Here is a 17,903-nt window from a genome sequence, read left to right on the forward strand (position 1 = left end):
TCATTCGTTCATGGTTCGTGGGTAGATCTGGCCTGCCTTGAGCAGGGCGATGACGGTGTCGCGCTTGTGCTCCAGGTGGGCGACCAGCACCTGGCGCAGCGCGGCGGCGTCGCGCGCCTGCAGCGCCTCCAGCATGCGTTCGTGCTCCTGGACGGCGCGCTTCCACTTGGCCGCGTCCTGGTTGGTGCGAAAGCGCAGCGACTGCACGCGGGCGTTGATGCGGCCATAGGTCTCGGCCAGCACGGGGTTGGCGGCGGCGCGGTTGATGGCCGAGTGGATCAGCGCATTGAGCCGGTAGTAGCCGGACAGGTCCTGGCGCGCATGGCTGGCCAGCATCTCGAAGTGCAGGGCCCGCACCTCGGCCAGCTGCTGCTCGCTGATGCGCTGCGCGGCCAGCTCGCCCGACATGCCCTCCAGCCCCGCCAGCACCTCGAAGGTCTGCAGCACATCGGCCTCGCCCAGGCGCACGGCCACGGCGCCGCGGTTGGGCACCAGGTCCACCAGCCCTTCGGAGGCCAGCAGCTTGATGGCCTCGCGCAGCGGCGTGCGCGAGACGCGCAGCTGCTCGCACAGCGCGCGCTCGTTGAGCTTGGCACCGGGCGGTATGCGCCCCTCCACCAGCCAGGTGCGCAGCCGCGCCGCCACCTGGTCATGCAGGGCAAGCCGCGAAATCTCGATGATCTCCGCCATGGATTCTCCTGGTCGAATGAATTTTGCATTCATTTTTACGCAAGCATTTCTCAAGGCATTCATGGTTATCACCAAGGCATTTATGAATTTTGAATGCAAAAATTCGCAAACACCCTCCCCCGCAGACCGACCTGGCATTTCCTTGAAAGGGACGCACCATGCTCACGCTCGACAACCATCCCACGGGCCGCCACTTCCTCCAGATCCCGGGCCCCAGCCCGGTTCCCGACCGCATCCTGCGGGCCATGAGCCTGCCCACCATCGACCACCGGGGGCCGGAGTTCGGCCAGCTCGGTTTGAAGGTGCTGGCTGGCATCCAGCAGGTCTTCAAGACCCGGCATCCGGTGGTGATCTACCCGGCCTCCGGCACGGGCGCCTGGGAGGCGGCCCTGATCAACACGCTCAGCCCTGGCGACCATGTGCTGATGTTCGAGACCGGCCACTTCGCCTCGCTGTGGCAGAAGATGGCCACGCGCCTTGGCCTGTCCACCGAGTTCCTGTCCTATGGCGGCTCCGATGAGCACCTGCCCCAGGCGCCGGGCTGGCGCCATGGCGTGCAGGCCGGGCTGATCGAGGCACGGCTGCGCAAGGACACGGAGCGCCGGATCCGCGCCGTGTGCGTGGTGCACAACGAGACCTCCACGGGCGTGACCTCGGACATCGCCGCCGTGCGCCGCGCCATCGACGCGGCGGGCCACCCGGCTCTGCTGCTGGTGGACACCATCTCGGGCCTGGCCAGTGCCGACTACCGCCACGATGAATGGGGCGTGGACGTGACCATCAGCGGCTCGCAAAAGGGCCTGATGCTGCCGCCCGGCATCAGCTTCAACGCGCTGTCGCCACGCGCACTGGAGGCCGCCAAAAGCGCGAAGCTGCCCAAATCGTTCTGGGCCTGGGACGAGATCGTGGAGATGAACCAGACCGGCTACTGGCCCTACACGCCCAACACCAACCTGCTGTACGCCCTGTCCGAATCGCTGGACATGCTGCTGGCCGAAGGGCTGGATACGGTGTTTGCGCGCCACCAGCGCTGGGCGGCCGGCGTGCGCGCCGCCGTCCAGGCCTGGGGCCTGCCCATCCAGTGCGCCGATCCGCAGGTCTACTCGCCCGTGCTCACCGGCGTGATCACGCCCGAAGGCGTGGATGCCGACGCCCTGCGCCGCCTGATCCACACGCGCTTCGACCTGTCGCTGGGCGCGGGCCTGGGCAAGCTCAAGGGCCGCATGTTCCGCATGGGCCACCTGGGCGACAGCAACGACCTCACGCTGCTGGCCATGGTGGCGGGCGTGGAGATGGGCCTGAAGCTGTCCGGCATCCGTCTGGCCGGCAGCGGCGTGCACGCGTCCATGGACTACTTCGCTGCACACGCCGCAGCCGGGGCGCTGCGCAAGGCCGCCTGAACCCATCGGCGCCGCGCCGAAAACCCTTGGCAGAGCCGGAGCACATGGCTCGCCCCCTTGATCGTGGATTGCACCAATACCAGGAAATAACAGGAGACAAGAGACATGACATCGCCCCGCAACCGCCTGGCGGCAGCTGCCGTCGCTACCCTCGCCGCCACCGCCGTCACCGCCGCCACCGCCCTCTCAGCCCCTGCCGCCTGGGCGCAATGGAAGCCCGCCAAGTCCGTCGAACTCGTCGTGCCGTTCTCGGCCGGCGGCGCGTCCGACCAGATGGCGCGCGTGATCCAGGCCATCGTCACCAAACACAAGCTGATCGAGCAGCCCGTGGTCATCCTCAACAAGGCCGGCGCCTCCGGCGCCGAGGGCATCCTGGATGTCAAGGCCTCGGCGCGCGACCCGCACAAGCTGCTGGTGGCCTCCACGGCCATCTTCACCCTGCCCATGGCCACGGCCCTGCCCTTCCAGTGGCGCGACCTGAATCCCGTGGCCATGATTGCCCAGGACCAGTTCGTGCTCTGGGTCAATGCCGAGACCGGCTACCAGACGCCCGCCGACTACCTGGCCGCCGCGCGGCAGGCCGGCGGCAAGTTCAAGATGGGCGGCACCAGTTCCAAGCGCGAGGACCAGATCATCACGGCCAACATGGAACAGGCCGCCGGCGTGAAGTTCACCTACATCCCCTACAAGGGCGGCGGCGAGGCCAGCACGCAGCTGGTGGGCAAGCACATCGACTCCAACGTCAACAACCCCAGCGAGTCCATGGCGCAGTGGCGCGCGGGCCAGGTGCGGGCGCTGTGCGTGTTCGACACGCAGCGCATCGAGTACACGGCCAAGGTCACGGGCAGCCAGGCGCTGTCGGACATCCCCACCTGCAGGGAGCAGGGCCTGGATGTGCAATACACCATGCTGCGCGGCTTCTTCCTGCCGCCCGGCACCACGCCCGAGCAGGCGCAGTTCTATGCAGGCGTGATGCACAAGGTGGTGGCCACGCCCGAGTGGAAGGAGTACCTGGAGAAAAACGCGCTCAAGCCCGAGTACATGACGGGGCAGGCCTTCGTGGACTTCCTGGCCAAGGACGAGACGCGCCACCTCGACATCATGAAGAAGGCCGGTTTCCTGTCGGCCAGCGTGGCCGCCGCCGCCGCCAAGTGAGGAGCCGCGCCATGGACACCGCCATCCACCTTGCCCCGCCCTCCTCCAATGCAGCGGCAGCGGCACCAGCAGCCCCGGCCCAGCCCGCCAGCGCGGCCACCGAATCCATCCCCGCCACCGAAGCCCAGGCCCCCGGCCTGTCCCGCCGCCATGTGGAGTACGGCGTGGCCGCCGTGCTGCTGGCGCTGGCCGTGCTCGTGGTCTGGGACAACCAGCGCATTGGCGCGGGCTGGAGCGACACCGGCCCGCAGGCCGGCTACTTCCCGCTGCGCGTGGGCGCCGTGCTGGGCATCTGCGCCATCGCCGTCTTCGTGCAGGCGCTGCGCAACCGCAGCCAGGAGCAGTTCGCCAGCTGGCTGCAGCTCAAGCGCGTGGCACAGGTGCTGCTGCCGCTGACGGCCTACATCGCCGTGATCGCGCCGCTGGGCATCTACGCGGCCTCGGTGCTGTTCATCACGGGCTTCATGGTGTTTGCGGGCCGCTATCCCTGGTGGAAGGCCGTGGCGCTGTCGGGCTTCACCAGCGTGCTGCTGTTCTACGTCTTCGAGATCCAGTTCAAGGTGCCCCTGCCCAAGGGTCCGCTTGAAGCCTGGCTCGGCTATTGACCCCTGTCGCCGCCACGGAGCAACACCATGGACGAACTCCAATACCTCGCGCACGGCTTCGCGGCCGTCACCACCTGGCAGAACACGGGGCTGATGCTCACGGGCATCCTGCTGGGCATCGTGGTCGGCGTGCTGCCGGGCCTGGGCGGCCCCAATGGCGTGGCCATCCTGCTGCCGCTGACCTTCGGCATGTCGCCCACCTCGGCCATCATCCTGCTGTCGTGCATCTACTGGGGGGCGCTGTTCGGCGGCGCCATCACCTCGGTGCTGTTCAACATCCCGGGCGAGGCCTGGTCGGTGGCCACCACCTTCGACGGCTATCCCATGGCCCAGCAGGGCCACGCCGGGGCGGCGCTGACCACGGCCTTCACGGGCTCGTTCATCGGCGCCATCTCGGGCGTGATGCTGATCACCTTCCTGGCGCCGGTCGTGGCCTCGTTCGCGCTGCAGTTCGGGCCGCCGGAGTTCTTTGCGGTCTTCTTCCTGACGTTTTGCTCCTTCATCGGCATGGGCAAGGAACCCAAGGCCAAGATCGTGGCCGCCATGGCCGTGGGCCTGCTGCTGGCGGCCGTGGGCATGGACACCATCTCGGGCGACCTGCGCATGACCTTCGGCTCCACCGAGCTGCTGCGCGGCTTTGATTTCCTGGTGGTGGTGATCGGCCTGTTCGGCATCAGCGAGATCCTGATGACCATCGAGGAAGGTCTGGCCTTCAAGGGCAAGAAGGCCTCCATTGACCTCAAGGTGGTGTTCAGGACCTGGGCCCAGCTGCCGCGCTACTGGCTGACCATGCTGCGCTCGGCCCTGGTGGGCTGCTGGATGGGCGTGACGCCCGGCGGCGCCGTGGCGGCCAGCTTCATGGGCTACGGGCTGGCCAAGAAGTTCTCGCGCGACCCCGACAGCTTCGGTAAGGGCAACCCCGAAGGCGTGCTCGCCCCCGAGACTGCCGCCCACGCGGCCGGCACCTCGGCCCTGCTGCCCATGCTGGCCCTGGGCATTCCGGGCTCGGCCACGGCGGCCGTGCTGCTGGGCGGGCTGATGATCTGGGGGCTGCAGCCCGGCCCGCTGCTGTTCACCGAGCAAAAGGACTTCGTCTGGGGACTGATCGCCAGCATGTACCTGGGCAACATCGCCGGGCTGGTCATCGTCATGGCCACCGTACCGCTGTTCGCCGCCATCCTGCGCGTGCCGTTTTCCATCGTCGCGCCCATGATCCTCATGGTCTGCGCCATCGGCGCCTTCACCGTGCACGGCAATGCCACGGACATCTGGCTCATGCTGGTCTTCGGCGTGGTCGGCTATGTCTTCAAGAAGCTGGACTATCCGCTGGCGCCCATGGTGCTGGCCATCGTGCTGGGGGACCGCATGGAAGACGCCTTCCGCCAGAGCATGCTCTCCAGCCAGGGCGAGCTGGGCATCTTCTGGCACAACGGCCTGTCCGGCACCATCACCACGCTGGCCCTGCTGATGCTGGTGTGGCCGCTGCTGGGCAAGTTGCGGGCGATGGCGTTCGGGGCGAGGGCTGTGGCGGCCTGAGAGGAGCCGTCTACAGCGAATCGGCCTCCGCTTCCGGCCAGAGGCGGGGGAAGTAAAAACGCAGGGCGTGCAGCGGCACGCCCAGGCGCACTCTTCCATACGGTGAATCCGTCTCCAGCAGGCCGCGCTTGAGCAGTGCCGATACCTGGGCGGTGGCCAGCCGGTCACCCAACCCCAGCATGGCCTTGAAGTCGGCCCGATCCATCTCCGCCTGGGCCGCAAAAAGATAGTGCAATGCGCGCAATGCCTCGCTGCGCACGCCTTGGCGCACCACCCGTTCCTCATAGGCAAGGCATGCCGCCATGCGTTCCTTCATGCCGTCCAGCGACAGAAGTCCCTCCATGAAGCTCACTTGGTCCATGCACAGTTCCAGCACGTATGCGATCCAGTCGATCAACCCCAGTTCGGTCAGATTGCCACGGCCATCAAGGTCACCACGGCGCGGCTCGTCTGCGGCGGCAAGCAAGGCGTAATAGCGCTCCTGCGACCGTGCGAACCCCCTCAGGGGGGACCACAGACCATTGCTCAGGCCCATGTGGGTTAGTACGAGATGTGAATGCAGCCGGGCCACGCGCCCGTTGCCGTCCCGGAACGGATGGATCCAGGCCAGGCGCTGGTGCGCAGCGGCCATGGCCACCAACTGCAACTCGCCACGGCGCACGCCGGAGTAGAAGCTCGACCAGCGGTCCAGAAAAAATGGCAACTGCCCCGCTGCAGGCGCCGCATGCCTGCCCACGCTAACCTCCCGCGTGCGCCATCGACCCGGCTCGATGGCATCGTCGCCAAGGGCGCCGGCCTCCAGATCGGCCTGGGGCAGACGGGCGAAGAGATCCTGGTGGATATCGGCCAGCATCTGGGGGGTCCAGACCTGCGCATTCGTCCATTGCGTGGACCTGTACTCCAGTTGCTCTTCAGTGGCCATGTGCGCCAGCGCCAACCGCTGACGGCGGGCCTGGTCTTCGTCCTGCGCATAGTCGTTGTGCAGGGCGCGCTCGATATCCAGCGGAAAGGTGTGCTGCCCCTCGATCCTGTTCGAGTAATACGAGTTCATGGCCCGAAGCAGCCGGCGCAGGCCTGGCAATGTGTCTGGTCGGTAGCGGCCGGCCAGCCGCTCACCCAACCTGATCAGGTCATGGGAGAGCTCCAGCAAAGGGCCCAGCTTGTGTTCCCCCGGCAGCAGCGGCTCCATCTGGGCAGGATGGTCGTAGAGCAGGAATTCTTGCGACATTGATCACCTATATAAGTAGCTGATTTATATAGATGAAATCCGTTTGGTGCGAGATATTTTGCGAGTTCTTCTGCAAGATTCCCTGACACGTCCCCTAATCCCTGTACCGCTTCTTGCGAAACGCCAGCCAGGCGGCGATGACGGTGAAGGCGATCACGATGGACACCACGATCCAGAAGCCGTGCTCGTGCTCTGCCAGGGGTATGCCGCCCACGTTCATGCCGAACAGGCCGGCCAGGATGTTGATGGGCAGGGCCAGCACGGTAACCACGGTCAGAACGAAGAGGCTGTTGCTGTTGTCCTCGTTCACGGCGGCGGCCACTTCTTCCTGCAGCAGCTTGATGCGGTCCTGCAGGGTCTGCATGTCGCGCAGCATGAGCGAGAACTCCTCGCTGGCGGCGGCCAGGCCGCGGCGGTCGTCCTCGCCCATCCAGGCGGGGGGCTGCTGCAGCAGGCGGAACAGCGCGGCGGGCTCGGGCGCCAGCAGGCGCTGCAGGCGCACCAGCAGCCGGCGCAGCCGGCCCAGGTGGGCGCGCGGATGGTGGTAGCGCTGCGCGATGATGGCGTCCTCGATGTCGTCCACGCGCGCCGTGGTCTCGCGCACCACCTTGACCAGCACGTCGGCCTGGGTGCGCATCAGGTGTTCCAGCAGCTCGGCCGTGCTGGCGGGGCTGTCGCCCTGGCGCACGCCGGCACGCAGCGCATCGACCGAGCGCAGGGGCTGGGTGCGCGCGGTGACGACCAGGCGCTCGTCCAGGCAGATCCACAGCGTGGCGATGTCGGCCGACTCGAAGTTGAACTCGAAATTCACATCGTTGAGCACGGCGACCAGGGAGTCATCGGAGCGCTCGATGCGCGTTGAGGCCAGGCCCTCGCGCAGCGTGGTGTAGAAGACTTCGGGCAGCGCGGCGTGGCGCTGCAGCCAGCGCAGGGACTGGGTATTGGCCAGGTTGAAGTGCAGCCACAGGAAGTCGCGCCGGCCGGGCTCGGTGAGCGGACGCTCTGCGCCCAGCCACTGCGCGGCCGACTGCGCCGTCATGGCCTCCACACGCCGCTGCGTGTCGCAGAAAAACCGCCAGCCGCAGATCAGGCCTGCGTCTTCATTGGCCTGGGCCAGGGGGGAGGCTGCGTCAGTCATGGATGGGTGGGGCACCTGCGGGGAGTGGCCTGCGCGGGCCGGACAAGTGCGGGATTCTTGGCCGCCCACATGACAGAGGTGTGACAACTGTCACGGAGTCGTCATCCGATGTGCCTGCCCCCCAGTCGGGGGTGCGGGGCAGGCCTCAGCACATCACGACGTTCTCCAGCGTGAACGAGAACGGCGTGGACCCGGCGCCCGCACCGCCGCCTCGCATCACGATGTCGGCGCGCGAGATGCCCAGCAGGGAGATCTCGGTGTTGATGTCGCTCAGGATGGCCGAGTTCATGACCTGGCCCTGCTCGATCTGCGAGACCACGCCGATCCAGATGGTGGGCTTGAATTCGAACACGGCCTTTTGCTGGGGGGCAATCGCGGTCTTGACGGCCAGCAGCCGGCCGTCCTTGTAGCAACTGGCATTGATGGCGCCCCGGGGCAGCGAGTTGAGCACCTGCACTTCGTTGGAGCTTGCGCCATAGCCTGCGGGCGCCAGGCGATCGCCGCTGCTGCTCAGGGACAGCTGGAACTGCTGGCCGAACTGCGCCTCCAGCTGGGGCGTGTGGTTGCCATAGCTGTCGCTGGCACCGACCTGCAGGCCCAGCGGGAAGGTGAACGGGTGGTTGTCGCCCTGGCCGCAGTACTTGATGACCCGCCATGCCACGGCCAGTTCCTCGAAATCGCTGGCAACGTTTTTCTGGAAGATGACGATCTGCGAGTTGTTTGCGTCGTTCGATTGATTGACGAAGTTGAGTTGAACGCCCATGCATCTCTCCTGATGGATCAAAAAAGCGCTGCGGCGCTTTCTGCTGCCCCGCCGTGCGGGCGCAAGCGCACTGTAGGGAACAACGATCCGTCAGAAAATTACGCCTGATTACATCCCGCTCCCTCCACCGGGAACGGCCCAGACCCGCCCGCCGCCCACGGCAAAGCACTGGAGGCCAGGACCGGCCGGCAGGCTGGCCATGCCGGTGAACAGACCGAAGGCCGGCAGCAGGGTGAAGCCGGCATGGACGGCAAAGCACGGCAGGCGCAGCGCATCTCGCCCTGGGCCGCGCAGCACGACGGCGGGGTGGACATGGCCGGCCAGCACATGGCAGGCAGGAGCCTCCTGCGGGTAATGGCAGCCCGCGAATGGCCCCAGGCGCCAGGGCTCGTCCACCACGCCGATGCCCAGCGCGGACGGCGGGTCGCCCGCATGGCTGTCGTGGTTGCCACGCACCAGGACCACCTCCAGCGCCGCGTGGCGGAGTCGCCAGTTGGCCAGGGCGGCCAGCACGGACGGCGTGCGGGCCTGCGCGGCATGCAGGAAGTCGCCCAGAACGACCAGCCGGCGCACCGGCAGGCCCTGCAGCAGCGCCGACAGCCTGTCCAGGTTGCCCTGGGTGGTGCCGGCCGGCACGGGAATGCCGCGCGCGCGGAAGGTGGCGGCCTTGCCAAGGTGCAGGTCGGCAATGAACAGCGTGCCCTGGGCGGGCCACCACAGGGCGTGCTGGGCCAGCAGGTGGACGGGCTCGCCCGCCAGGAGGATGCCCAGGCTGCCGGCCAGGGCGTCGGGGGAAAAAGGACTTGGCAACGGTGCGTGGCCTTTCATCAGCGGTGCAATGGTTCTACAGCAGCGGCAAGGGCCGCGAGGGCTTGCGCACGCGGCGCGGGCGGCGGCTGGCGGCATCGGCCTCGGGGCCATCGGTGGCCTGCAGCGAGAAATCCAGCGTGCGGCGCACGGCGGCCGTGTCCTCGTCCACGGCGGGGGGCTGGTCTGCCTTGGGTTTTTTCCGTGGACGCAGCGGCGGATCGGGCGGGACCAAGTCCTGCGTGCGCGGCTCGCTGGCTGCACCGCCGGCGTCTGCCGCCTCGTGCAGTTGGGCCAGCATGCGCGCGATGCGGTCGGCCAGGTGCTCGTTGGTGAGCTTTTCGCGAAAGCGCTCCACCATCAGCGGAAAGGCAAACGGGCTGGGCCGGCGCAGCGCGCTCACCACCAGCGTCTGCGCCTGCATGCGGCGCAGCGCGGCCAGCAGCTGGGCCACATCCAACTCCTGGCTCAGGACTTCCTCATCGGCCTGGCGCAGCAGCAGGTTCATGTCGTCGTACTTGCGAAAGACCTCGAAGAACAGCTGGGCCGAGGCCTGCAGCTGGCGCGCGCTGCGGCGCTCGCCCGGGTGACTCTGGAAGATCAGGCCGGACACCCGCGCTATCTCGCGGAAGCGCCGCCTTGCCATCTCGGTGGCGTTGAGGCTGGCCAGCACTTCGTGCAGCAGGGCGTGGCGCGCGTCCTCGCCCGCCAGGTGGGCATCGTCGGCGGCCTGGTCCCAGTGACGGTCCGCATTGGCGGTGTTGCGCGTGGCGACCGCCTGGCTGGCGGACACGCGCCCGGGCACTGCCACGGCCTGGGCAGGCTCGGCGCGCAGCAGTTCCGGCAGCATGGCGGCCCAGTCACGCTCGGTGGCGCTCAGCAGCTCCAGCCCGTAGTCGTTGACGGCGATGGAGAAGGTGCCCGTCTCGCCCTGCGCGGCGCGCCAGGCCAGCAGGCTGGCCAGCCCCGTATGGGCATGGCGGCCCGCAAACGGGTAGAGGAACAAATGCCAGCCTTCGCGCGTGCGCAGGGTTTCGGCCAGCAGCGTGCCGGGCGTGGGCAGGGCCGACCAGCGCTGCTGCACCTCCAGCAAGGGGCGCACGCAGCGCAGCTCGGGCGAGTGGTAGTCGCCCGCTGCCGCCAGCGCCAACTGCTGCACCACGAAGTCGGCCAGCACGGTGGACAGCGGCATGCGCGCGCCCGCCCAGCGCGGCACGGTGGGCCGCGTTCTGGCGGCGCGGCGCACGTAGGCGGTCATGTCCTCGATGCGCACCAGCTCCAGCACCTGGCCCGCGAAGACAAAGGCATCGCCGGGCGACAGCCGCGACAGAAAGCTCTCTTCCATGCTGCCCAGCCGCGCGCCGTGCAGGATCTGCACGCTCATGCTGGCGTCGCTGACGATGGTGCCGATGTTGGCGCGGTGCCTGCGCGCCAGCCGCGCGTCGGGCATGCGCCAGATGCCCTCCGCGTCGGGCCGCACGCGCTGGTAGTCGGGATAGGCGGCCAGCGAGGGTCCGCCCCGGTGCACGAAGTCCAGGCACCACTGCCAGACCGCAGGCGCCAGCCCGGCGTAGGCGACGGTGCGGCGCACTTCGGCATACAGCTCATCGGGCACGAAGCCGCCGCCCAGGGCCACGGTGGCCAGGTGCTGCACCAGCACGTCCACGGGCTGGCGGGGGCTGGCGCGCATTTCCACCTGCTGCGCGCGCACGGCGGCGCGGGCGGCGGCGGCCTCCACCAGCTCCAGGCTGTGCGTGGGCACCAGGGTGATGCGCGAGGGCCGGCCCGGCGCATGGCCTGAGCGGCCCGCGCGCTGCAGCAGCCGTGCAATGCCCTTGGCCGAGCCGATCTGCAGCACGCGCTCCACGGGCAGGAAGTCCACGCCCAAGTCCAGGCTGCTGGTGCAGACCACGGCCTTGAGCGTGCCGGCCTTGAGCCCGGCCTCCACCCATTCGCGCACACCCCGGTCCAGCGATCCATGGTGGATGGCCAGCAGGCCGGCCCAGTCGGGCCGGGCCTCCAGCAGCGCCTTGTACCAGAGCTCCGCCTGCGAGCGCACATTCACAAAGACCAGGGTGGAGCCTGCCGTGGCCTCCAGCTCGCGCACCACGGCCGGCAGCATGGCCAGCCCCAGGTGGCCGGCCCAGGAAAAGCGCTCGGGCCGGTCGGGCAGCAAGGTGTCCACCACCAGGCGCTTGTCCACCTGGCCCTGGACCAGCACGCCGGGCCGCGGCTGGCCATGGTCGTCCAGGCCCAGCAGGGTCTGCATGGCTTCGTCCAGATTGCCCAGCGTGGCCGACATGCCCCAGACGCTCAGTTGCGGGCTCCAGCCGCGCAGCCGCGCCAGGGCCAGTTGCAGTTGCACGCCGCGCTTGTTGCCCAGCAGCTCGTGCCATTCATCGGCCACCACCAGGCGCACGGAGCCCAGCAGCTCGCGCGCATCGGCCCGCGCCAGCAGCAGGGACAGGCTCTCGGGCGTGGTGACCAGCACGGTGGGCAGCTGGCGCGACTGCGCGCTGCGCTCGGCGCTTCCCGTATCGCCCGTGCGTGCGCCCACGGTCCAGCGCGCCAGCGCGGGATGGTCCTGGGCCAGCGCCTGCAAGGGCGTCTGCAGCGCCTTGAGCGTGTCGGCCGCCAGGGCGCGCATGGGCGTGATCCACAGCACGGTCAGGGGTGCGGCGGCGGGTTTTCTCCTGCCGGATGGGGCTTGGGCAGGGGCCTGTGCAGGCGCCTTGGGGGCCTGCGCAAAGGCCTGCAGCGCGCCCAGCCAGACCGCATAGGTCTTGCCTGCGCCCGTGGTGGCATGCAGCAGGCCGCTGTGGCCCTGGGCCAGCGCCTTCCACACGGCGCGCTGGAAGGCAAAGGGCTTCCAGCCCTGTGCGGCAAGCCAGGCGGTGGCGAGGGGGTGGGGGGAACGGGGGGCCATGGCGCGGTGCGTCAAGGGTGGGTCGCGGGTGGGTCGCGGGTCGGTCAAGGGTTGATCAAGGGTCTGAGTGCGGCAGCAGGGCGGCCAGCGTGTCGATGGAGTCGGCCTCCTGCACGGGCTTGTCCTCGCGCCAGCGCAGCATGCGCGGAAAGCGCACGGCAATGCCGCTCTTGTGGCGTGCGCTGCGCGCAATGCCCTCGAAGCCCAGCTCGAACACCAGGGTGGGCCGCACGCTGCGCACGGGGCCGAAGCTCTCCACCGTGGTCTTGCGGATGACGGCGTCCACGCGCGCCATTTCTGCATCGGTCAGGCCCGAATAGGCCTTGGCGAAGGGCACGAGGGCGCGGCCCTCGGTGCCGGGCGGCGCGTTCCAGACGGCAAAGGTGTAGTCGCTGTAGAGGCTGGCGCGACGGCCGTGGCCGCGCTGTGCGTAGATGAGTACGGCGTCCACGCTCAGCGGATCGATCTTCCACTTCCACCACACGCCGCTGTCCTTGGTGCGGCCCACGCCGTAGGCGGCATCGCGGGCCTTGAGCATCATGCCCTCCACACCCAGGGAACGGGCCTGCTCGCGAAGTTCGGCCAGGGCCTGCCAGTTGTCACCTGCCAGCACGGGGCTGGGCAGCAGCGCCGGGTGCGCCACCAGGGCCACCAGCCGCTCCAGCCGCGCGCGCCGTTCATGCTGGGGCAGCGCGCGCAGGTCCTGGCCGCCCTCCTCCAGCAAGTCATAGGCCAGCAGCACCACGGGCAGCTCGCGCAGCAGCTTGGGGCCCAGGGTCTTGCGGCCTATGCGCTTTTGCAGGTCGGCAAAGGGGCGCACATGGGCGGGCGCCTCGCCCTGCTGCGCGGCCCAGACGACGATCTCGCCGTCGATCACGGTGCCCGCAGGCAAGGCATCGCCCATGGCCTGCAGCTCGGGGAAGCGCTCGCTCACCAGTTCCTCGCCGCGCGACCAGATCCAGGTGCCCAGCGCGTCACCGCTGTCGCGCCGCACGATCTGGGCGCGTATGCCGTCCCATTTCCACTCCACCACCCATTGGGACGGCGGGCCGAGCACGGCGTCGAACTGCTCCAGCGGCAACTGCAGCGGATGGGCCAGGAAGAAGGGATAGGGGTGGCCACGGGCTTCGCCCGAATGCGCGTCATCGCCCTCCTCCTCTCCCGCCACCAGCCGCAGGTAGTCGGCCGCCCCGGGCCGCGCGCCGATGTGGGTGTAGCCCATGAGCCGCTGGGCGATGCGCTTGGCATCCACGCCGCTGACGGCCGCCAGCGCCTGCGTGACCTGCAGCCGCGACACGCCGACCCGGAAGGCGCCGGTGATCAGCTTGAAGTAGACCAGCCGCTCATCGGCCGCCAGCCGCGCCCATTGCATGCGCAGCGTGTCCGCCAGCGCCTCGGGCGCCATGCCGCGCAGCGGCAGCAGGTGGTCCGTGACCCAGGCGGCCAGGCCCAGGTCGTGCGCGTCACCGGATGGCGGCAGCAGCAGCGCAATGGTTTCGGCCAGGTCGCCCACGGCCTCGTAGCTTTCGTCGAACAGCCACTCGGGCAGGCCGGCAGCCTCGCGCGCCAGCTCCTTCAAGACCTTGGTGGGCACCAGCTGGCGCGGCTTGCCGCCGGCCAGGAAGTAGACGGCCCAGGCCGCATCGGCAGGCGCGGCGGCGCGCAGATAGGCCTGCAGCGCGGCCTGCTTGTCGCGGCTGGCGGTGCTGGCGTCCAGCGCGCGGTAGAGGGCGGCGAAATCCTTCATGGCGCGGGCGCCTCATCCGGTGCAGCCTGGGCGGCGGCAGCCTCGTCCTCATCGCCGTATTCGGTCTGGAAGGCTTGCGCATCCAGGCCCTGCTCGCGCAGCCAGCGCACCAGCACCGCCACGCTGCCGTGCGTGACGAAGACGCGCTCGGCGCCCGTGGCGCCTATGGCGTATTGCAGGCCGGGCCAGTCGGCATGGTCGGACATGACAAAGCCCCGGTCCACGCCACGGCGCCGGCGCGTGCCGCGCAGCTGCATCCAGCCGCTGGCAAAGGCATCGGCATGGCCGGGAAAGCGGCGCATCCACGGCGTGCCCTGCGCCGAAGGCGGCGCCAGCACCAGGGCGGTCTTGAGCAGTTGTGCATCCACGCCGGGGTCGGTCACGCGCAGCGTGGGCGGCAGGTCCACGCCCGCTGCGCGGTACACGGCATTGAGCGGCTCCACCGCGCCGTGCACGACGATGGGGCCGATGCGGCGGTCCACCCCGTGCAGGATGCGCTGGGCCTTGCCGAAGGCATAGCACAGCAGCACCGAGGGCCTGCCCTGGGCGGCGTTGGCCTGCCACCAGGCGTTGATGTCGGCCATGAGCTCGGGCTGGCGGGGCCAGCGGTAGATGGGCAGGCCGAAGGTGGATTCGGTGATGAAAGTGTCGCAGCGCACGGGCTCGAAGGGGGTGCAGGTGCCGTCGGCCTCGGTCTTGTAGTCGCCCGAGGCCACCCAGACCTGGCCGCCATGCTCCAGCCGCACCTGGGCCGATCCGAGCACATGGCCGGCCGGGTGCAGGGAGATGCGCACGCCGTGGTGATCGATGGCTTCGCCATACGGCAGGGTCTGCAGCGTGATGTCCGCGCCCAGCCGTGCGCGCAGCACGCCGGCGCTGTCTTCATGGGCCAGGTAATGGGCATGGCCGGCGCGCGCGTGGTCGGAGTGGCCATGCGTGATCACGGCCCGGTCCACGGGCCGCCAGGGGTCGATGTAGAAGTCGCCGGCCGCGCAGTACAGGCCTTCGGGGCGGGCCACGATCAGGTCGGCGGCCATGCGGGATCAGGGGCGGGAATGCTCATGGCCCCATGCTAGTGGGGCGGTCGCCGCGCGCACGCTGGCCCGGAGCGCGGCAGGCTGTCAGCCTGCACCTACCCGCGCAACGAATGACCGCAACCGGGCTGCAACCGCGGGACAACCGCGACACAACCGGGCCGCAGGGCCGGTCAAATCGGGGAAGATAGCGCCCTCTCATCCCACACACATCCACACGCCTTCATGAACAACTCCGTCGTACGCATGTCCAATCTCTTCCTGCAACTGGGCCTGGATGCCAGTGACCAGGCCATTGCCGATTTCATCCGCGCGCACCAGTTGGCCGCCGATGTGGATGTGGTGGATGCGCCCTACTGGAGCGATGCGCAGCGCCAGTTCCTGGCCGAGCAGCTCAAGGCCGATGCGTCGTGGTCCATCGTCGTGGACCAGCTCAGCGAGTCGCTGCACGAAGACGCGGTCAGGCAACGCGCTGCCCGATAGCACGGGCAGTCAGGCCGCCAGCGGCTCGGGCACCGTGATGTCCACGCTGTGGCGGCCGTCCACGCTGGTGGCCACGGTGCCGGTCACGGTGACGCGGCGCACCACGCGGTGGGCATCGCCGTAGTCGTTGATGGCGTAGTGCTGCGTGGCGCGGTTGTCCCAGATGGCCACGTCGCCCTGCGCCCACTGCCAGCGCACGGTGTTCTCCAGCCGGATGATGCGTTCGTTGAACAGCTGCAGCAGCGCCGTCGATTCATTGGCGCGCAGGCCCTTGATGCGCTTGGCGAAGTGGCCCAGCAGCAGCGCCTTCTCTCCGGTCTCGGGGTGCACATGCACCAGCGGCTGCTCCGACTCGATGGTCTTGCGCGTGAACACCTTGCGGTAGCTGGCGCGGCCTGCGGTCTCGGTCTGGCTGGCCGCGTTCTGGCGGAAGTTCTCGGCATAGTCGTAGTCGTTGCCATGCACGGCCCACAGCTGCTCGGCCAGTTGCCTGAGCGGCTCGGGCAGGCCCTCATAGGCGGCCACGGTATTGGCCCAGACGGTGTCGCCGCCATGGCCGGGCAGCGTGACGGCGCGCAGCACGCAGACCTTGGGAAAGGCCGCCTTGAAGGTGACGTCGGTATGCCAGGAATCGGCGCGGCCGCCATGCTGGGAATTGAGCTCCAGAAAGGCCGTGCCGTCCGGGGCAGGCACGGTGGGGTGCGATTCGATCTCGCCGAACAGCCGCCCGAAGGCCTGGTGCGATGCATCCGTCAGATGGTGCTGGCCCCGGAAGAACAGCACGCGGTGGCGCAGCAGGGCCGCATGGATCTGCGTGAACTGTTCGGCCGCCAGCTCGCCCGACAGCCTGGCGCCGTGGACCACGGCGCCTATGCGGCCGGACAGGGGCTGGATCTGCAGCGGCTGTTGCCGGTCCTGCTCCAGGTCTTGGGCCACGGTGCTCAGGTGGCTGGCTTCGGTGACAGCGTTCACGGCGTCTCTCCTCAGTGCTTGCATGGGTGGAAGCCCCCATGCTAGGAACCGCCCTGCCACGCCACAACGAAGCTTTTGGCGCATGGTTATGCGCAAGACAAGTGCATGCCAACCAGGGCCGTGCGCGTCACAAAACTGCAACAAGGAAGACGTAACATTCCTTAACAATTTTGCGATGTGCCTTCCATGGATGAGTCCCGCGCCTACCTGAGCGATTCCAGGCCACGTTTCCGCCCACCCAGCGCAGCGGACCTGTGTACCCCCGTTCCCTGCATGACCGCCGACGAGACCAACGAGAAGGTGCTCGAGGTCTTCACGCGCCACCGGGACCTGATCAGCCTGCCCGTGGTGGAGGGCAACCGCCCCATCGGCCTGATCAACCGCAGCATCTTCCTGTCCCAGTTCAGCAAGCCGTTTCGCATGGAGCTGTACGGCAAGAAGAGCTGCATCGCCTTCATGGACAAGGAGCCGCTGGTGGTCGATGCCTCCACCGACATCGACACCCTGACCGTGAAGACCGTGGAGTACGGCGAAAAGGCGCTGACCGATGGCTTCATCATCGCGCGCGACGGCCTGTTCGCGGGCGTGGGCAACGGTCTGCAGCTGATGCGCGCGGTGGCGGACATGCAGGTGGCGCGCAACCGCCAGATCATGCACAGCATCGAATACGCCAGCGTGATCCAGCAGTCGCTGCTGCGCAGCTCGCGCGAGGCCCTGGCCCGCGCCTGCCCCGGGGCCGACCTGGTCTGGGAGCCGCGCGATGTGGTCGGCGGCGACTTCTACCAGTTCAGCCAGGACGGTGATGGCTGGTTTGCCACCGTGGCCGATTGCACGGGCCACGGCGTGCCCGGCGCCTTCATGACGCTGATCGCCACCAGCAGCCTGAGCCAGGCCATCAAGGAGCACGGCCCGCGCGACCCGGCCGCGCTGCTGGGCCATGTGAACCGCAGCGTCAAGCAGATGCTGGGCCAGCTCGACGGCAAGGACGGTACGCCCGGCTCCGACGACGGGCTGGACGCGGCCTGCTTCTGGTTCGAGCCCGCGCACCGGCGCCTGCGCTTTGCAGGCGCGCGCCTTGCGCTGTTCGTGCTGCGCCCCGGCGCCGAGGCGGTGGAGGTGATCGATGGCCAGCGCAAGGGCGTGGGCTATGTGGACAGCGAGTTCGACTTCGCCTGGAACAACATCGACCTGGAGCTGCCCGCCGCCACCCTGGTCTTCGTCACCACCGACGGCCTGATCGACCAGGTCGGCGGCCCGCGCGGCATCACCTTCGGCAAGAAGCGCGTGCGCGAGCTGCTGCTGGAGCAGGCAGGCCGCACGCCCGCCGAGATCAACCGCGCCCTGCTGGCCGCCCTGCAGACCTGGCAGGGCGAGCACCACCGCCGCGACGACCTGACCTTTTTCTGCTTCAGAACCTGA

The 17,903-nt window shown here is 68.7% G+C and carries 15 protein-coding genes; 6 read left to right on the forward strand and 9 right to left on the reverse strand.

What is annotated here, in order from left to right; all coding sequences use genetic code 11:
- Entirely contained in the window at nucleotides 1-690 is a 690-nt protein-coding gene (locus A4F85_RS09915) for a GntR family transcriptional regulator (RefSeq protein ID WP_012204897.1), read from the reverse strand.
- Nucleotides 691-848: 158 nt separating this feature from the next.
- Between A4F85_RS09915 and A4F85_RS09920 the strand changes: the two genes are divergently transcribed.
- The 4 genes from A4F85_RS09920 (at nucleotide 849) to A4F85_RS09935 (ending at nucleotide 5,386) form a co-directional block, all read left to right on the forward strand.
- Nucleotides 849-2,090: a pyridoxal-phosphate-dependent aminotransferase family protein gene (locus A4F85_RS09920; RefSeq protein ID WP_063326485.1), complete on the forward strand. Its 1,242-nt coding sequence runs from the start codon at nucleotides 849-851 to the stop codon at nucleotides 2,088-2,090.
- A gap of 105 nt (nucleotides 2,091-2,195) precedes the next feature.
- Nucleotides 2,196-3,245, forward strand: a complete 1,050-nt coding sequence (locus A4F85_RS09925; RefSeq protein ID WP_063326486.1) for a Bug family tripartite tricarboxylate transporter substrate binding protein — start codon at nucleotides 2,196-2,198, stop codon at nucleotides 3,243-3,245.
- Nucleotides 3,246-3,256: 11 nt separating this feature from the next.
- Nucleotides 3,257-3,850: a tripartite tricarboxylate transporter TctB family protein gene (locus A4F85_RS09930; RefSeq protein WP_082848177.1), complete on the forward strand. Its 594-nt coding sequence runs from the start codon at nucleotides 3,257-3,259 to the stop codon at nucleotides 3,848-3,850.
- A gap of 27 nt (nucleotides 3,851-3,877) precedes the next feature.
- The gene (locus tag A4F85_RS09935; RefSeq protein WP_013802963.1) at nucleotides 3,878-5,386 is read left to right on the forward strand and encodes a tripartite tricarboxylate transporter permease; all 1,509 of its coding nucleotides are present in this window, start codon (nucleotides 3,878-3,880) and stop codon (nucleotides 5,384-5,386) included.
- Between the two features lie 10 nt (nucleotides 5,387-5,396).
- On the opposite strand, the gene A4F85_RS09940 is transcribed toward A4F85_RS09935, so the two are convergent.
- From A4F85_RS09940 to A4F85_RS09970, 7 genes are all read right to left on the reverse strand, one after another.
- Nucleotides 5,397-6,614 (reverse strand): Fic family protein, encoded by a 1,218-nt coding sequence (locus A4F85_RS09940; protein ID WP_013802964.1) that lies wholly within the window; start codon nucleotides 6,612-6,614, stop codon nucleotides 5,397-5,399.
- Nucleotides 6,615-6,708: 94 nt separating this feature from the next.
- Complete coding sequence (locus tag A4F85_RS09945; protein WP_012204892.1) at nucleotides 6,709-7,752, reverse strand: transporter; 1,044 nt, start codon at nucleotides 7,750-7,752, stop codon at nucleotides 6,709-6,711.
- Nucleotides 7,753-7,897: 145 nt separating this feature from the next.
- Complete coding sequence (locus A4F85_RS09950; RefSeq protein ID WP_063326487.1) at nucleotides 7,898-8,515, reverse strand: hypothetical protein; 618 nt, start codon at nucleotides 8,513-8,515, stop codon at nucleotides 7,898-7,900.
- A 108-nt stretch (nucleotides 8,516-8,623) separates the two neighbouring features.
- Nucleotides 8,624-9,343 (reverse strand): ligase-associated DNA damage response endonuclease PdeM, encoded by a 720-nt coding sequence (pdeM, locus tag A4F85_RS09955; RefSeq protein WP_063326488.1) that lies wholly within the window; start codon nucleotides 9,341-9,343, stop codon nucleotides 8,624-8,626.
- Between the two features lie 16 nt (nucleotides 9,344-9,359).
- Nucleotides 9,360-12,248, reverse strand: coding sequence for a ligase-associated DNA damage response DEXH box helicase (locus tag A4F85_RS09960; RefSeq protein ID WP_063327947.1), 2,889 nt, complete (start codon nucleotides 12,246-12,248; stop codon nucleotides 9,360-9,362).
- A 55-nt stretch (nucleotides 12,249-12,303) separates the two neighbouring features.
- Entirely contained in the window at nucleotides 12,304-13,995 is a 1,692-nt protein-coding gene (locus A4F85_RS09965) for an ATP-dependent DNA ligase (RefSeq protein ID WP_063326489.1), read from the reverse strand.
- Nucleotides 13,992-15,032: a ligase-associated DNA damage response exonuclease gene (locus tag A4F85_RS09970; RefSeq protein ID WP_063326490.1), complete on the reverse strand. Its 1,041-nt coding sequence runs from the start codon at nucleotides 15,030-15,032 to the stop codon at nucleotides 13,992-13,994. The genes A4F85_RS09965 and A4F85_RS09970 overlap by 4 nt, the downstream gene beginning before the upstream one ends.
- 222 nt (nucleotides 15,033-15,254) lie before the next feature.
- On the opposite strand from A4F85_RS09970, the gene A4F85_RS09975 reads away from it, so the two are divergent.
- The gene (locus A4F85_RS09975) at nucleotides 15,255-15,512 is read left to right on the forward strand and encodes a DUF2789 domain-containing protein (protein WP_012204886.1); all 258 of its coding nucleotides are present in this window, start codon (nucleotides 15,255-15,257) and stop codon (nucleotides 15,510-15,512) included.
- Nucleotides 15,513-15,521: 9 nt separating this feature from the next.
- On the opposite strand, the gene A4F85_RS09980 is transcribed toward A4F85_RS09975, so the two are convergent.
- On the reverse strand, nucleotides 15,522-16,484 hold the full coding sequence (locus A4F85_RS09980) for a TauD/TfdA dioxygenase family protein (protein WP_063326491.1): 963 nt from the start codon (nucleotides 16,482-16,484) through the stop codon (nucleotides 15,522-15,524).
- Between the two features lie 186 nt (nucleotides 16,485-16,670).
- On the opposite strand from A4F85_RS09980, the gene A4F85_RS09985 reads away from it, so the two are divergent.
- Nucleotides 16,671-17,903: a SpoIIE family protein phosphatase gene (locus A4F85_RS09985; protein ID WP_063326492.1), complete on the forward strand. Its 1,233-nt coding sequence runs from the start codon at nucleotides 16,671-16,673 to the stop codon at nucleotides 17,901-17,903.

It is taken from the genome of Delftia sp. GW456-R20, from assembly GCF_001622915.1.
GTDB classification, from domain to species: Bacteria; Pseudomonadota; Gammaproteobacteria; order Burkholderiales; family Burkholderiaceae_C; genus Comamonas; species Comamonas acidovorans.

Bases quoted from the DNA above. Each gene is read 5' to 3' on its own strand.
- A4F85_RS09940 (WP_013802964.1), bottom strand. From the start codon at position 6,614: ATGTCGCAAGAATTCCTGCTCTACGACCATCCTGCCCAGATGGAGCCG.
- A4F85_RS09935 (WP_013802963.1), top strand. From the start codon at position 3,878: ATGGACGAACTCCAATACCTCGCGCACGGCTTCGCGGCCGTCACCACC.
- A4F85_RS09975 (WP_012204886.1), top strand. From the start codon at position 15,255: ATGAACAACTCCGTCGTACGCATGTCCAATCTCTTCCTGCAACTGGGC.
- A4F85_RS09945 (WP_012204892.1), bottom strand. From the start codon at position 7,752: ATGACTGACGCAGCCTCCCCCCTGGCCCAGGCCAATGAAGACGCAGGC.
- A4F85_RS09925 (WP_063326486.1), top strand. From the start codon at position 2,196: ATGACATCGCCCCGCAACCGCCTGGCGGCAGCTGCCGTCGCTACCCTC.
- A4F85_RS09960 (WP_063327947.1), bottom strand. From the start codon at position 12,248: ATGGCCCCCCGTTCCCCCCACCCCCTCGCCACCGCCTGGCTTGCCGCA.
- A4F85_RS09920 (WP_063326485.1), top strand. From the start codon at position 849: ATGCTCACGCTCGACAACCATCCCACGGGCCGCCACTTCCTCCAGATC.
- A4F85_RS09915 (WP_012204897.1), bottom strand. From the start codon at position 690: ATGGCGGAGATCATCGAGATTTCGCGGCTTGCCCTGCATGACCAGGTG.
- A4F85_RS09970 (WP_063326490.1), bottom strand. From the start codon at position 15,032: ATGGCCGCCGACCTGATCGTGGCCCGCCCCGAAGGCCTGTACTGCGCG.
- A4F85_RS09930 (WP_082848177.1), top strand. From the start codon at position 3,257: ATGGACACCGCCATCCACCTTGCCCCGCCCTCCTCCAATGCAGCGGCA.
- A4F85_RS09985 (WP_063326492.1), top strand. From the start codon at position 16,671: ATGGATGAGTCCCGCGCCTACCTGAGCGATTCCAGGCCACGTTTCCGC.
- A4F85_RS09965 (WP_063326489.1), bottom strand. From the start codon at position 13,995: ATGAAGGATTTCGCCGCCCTCTACCGCGCGCTGGACGCCAGCACCGCC.
- A4F85_RS09950 (WP_063326487.1), bottom strand. From the start codon at position 8,515: ATGGGCGTTCAACTCAACTTCGTCAATCAATCGAACGACGCAAACAAC.
- pdeM (WP_063326488.1), bottom strand. From the start codon at position 9,343: ATGAAAGGCCACGCACCGTTGCCAAGTCCTTTTTCCCCCGACGCCCTG.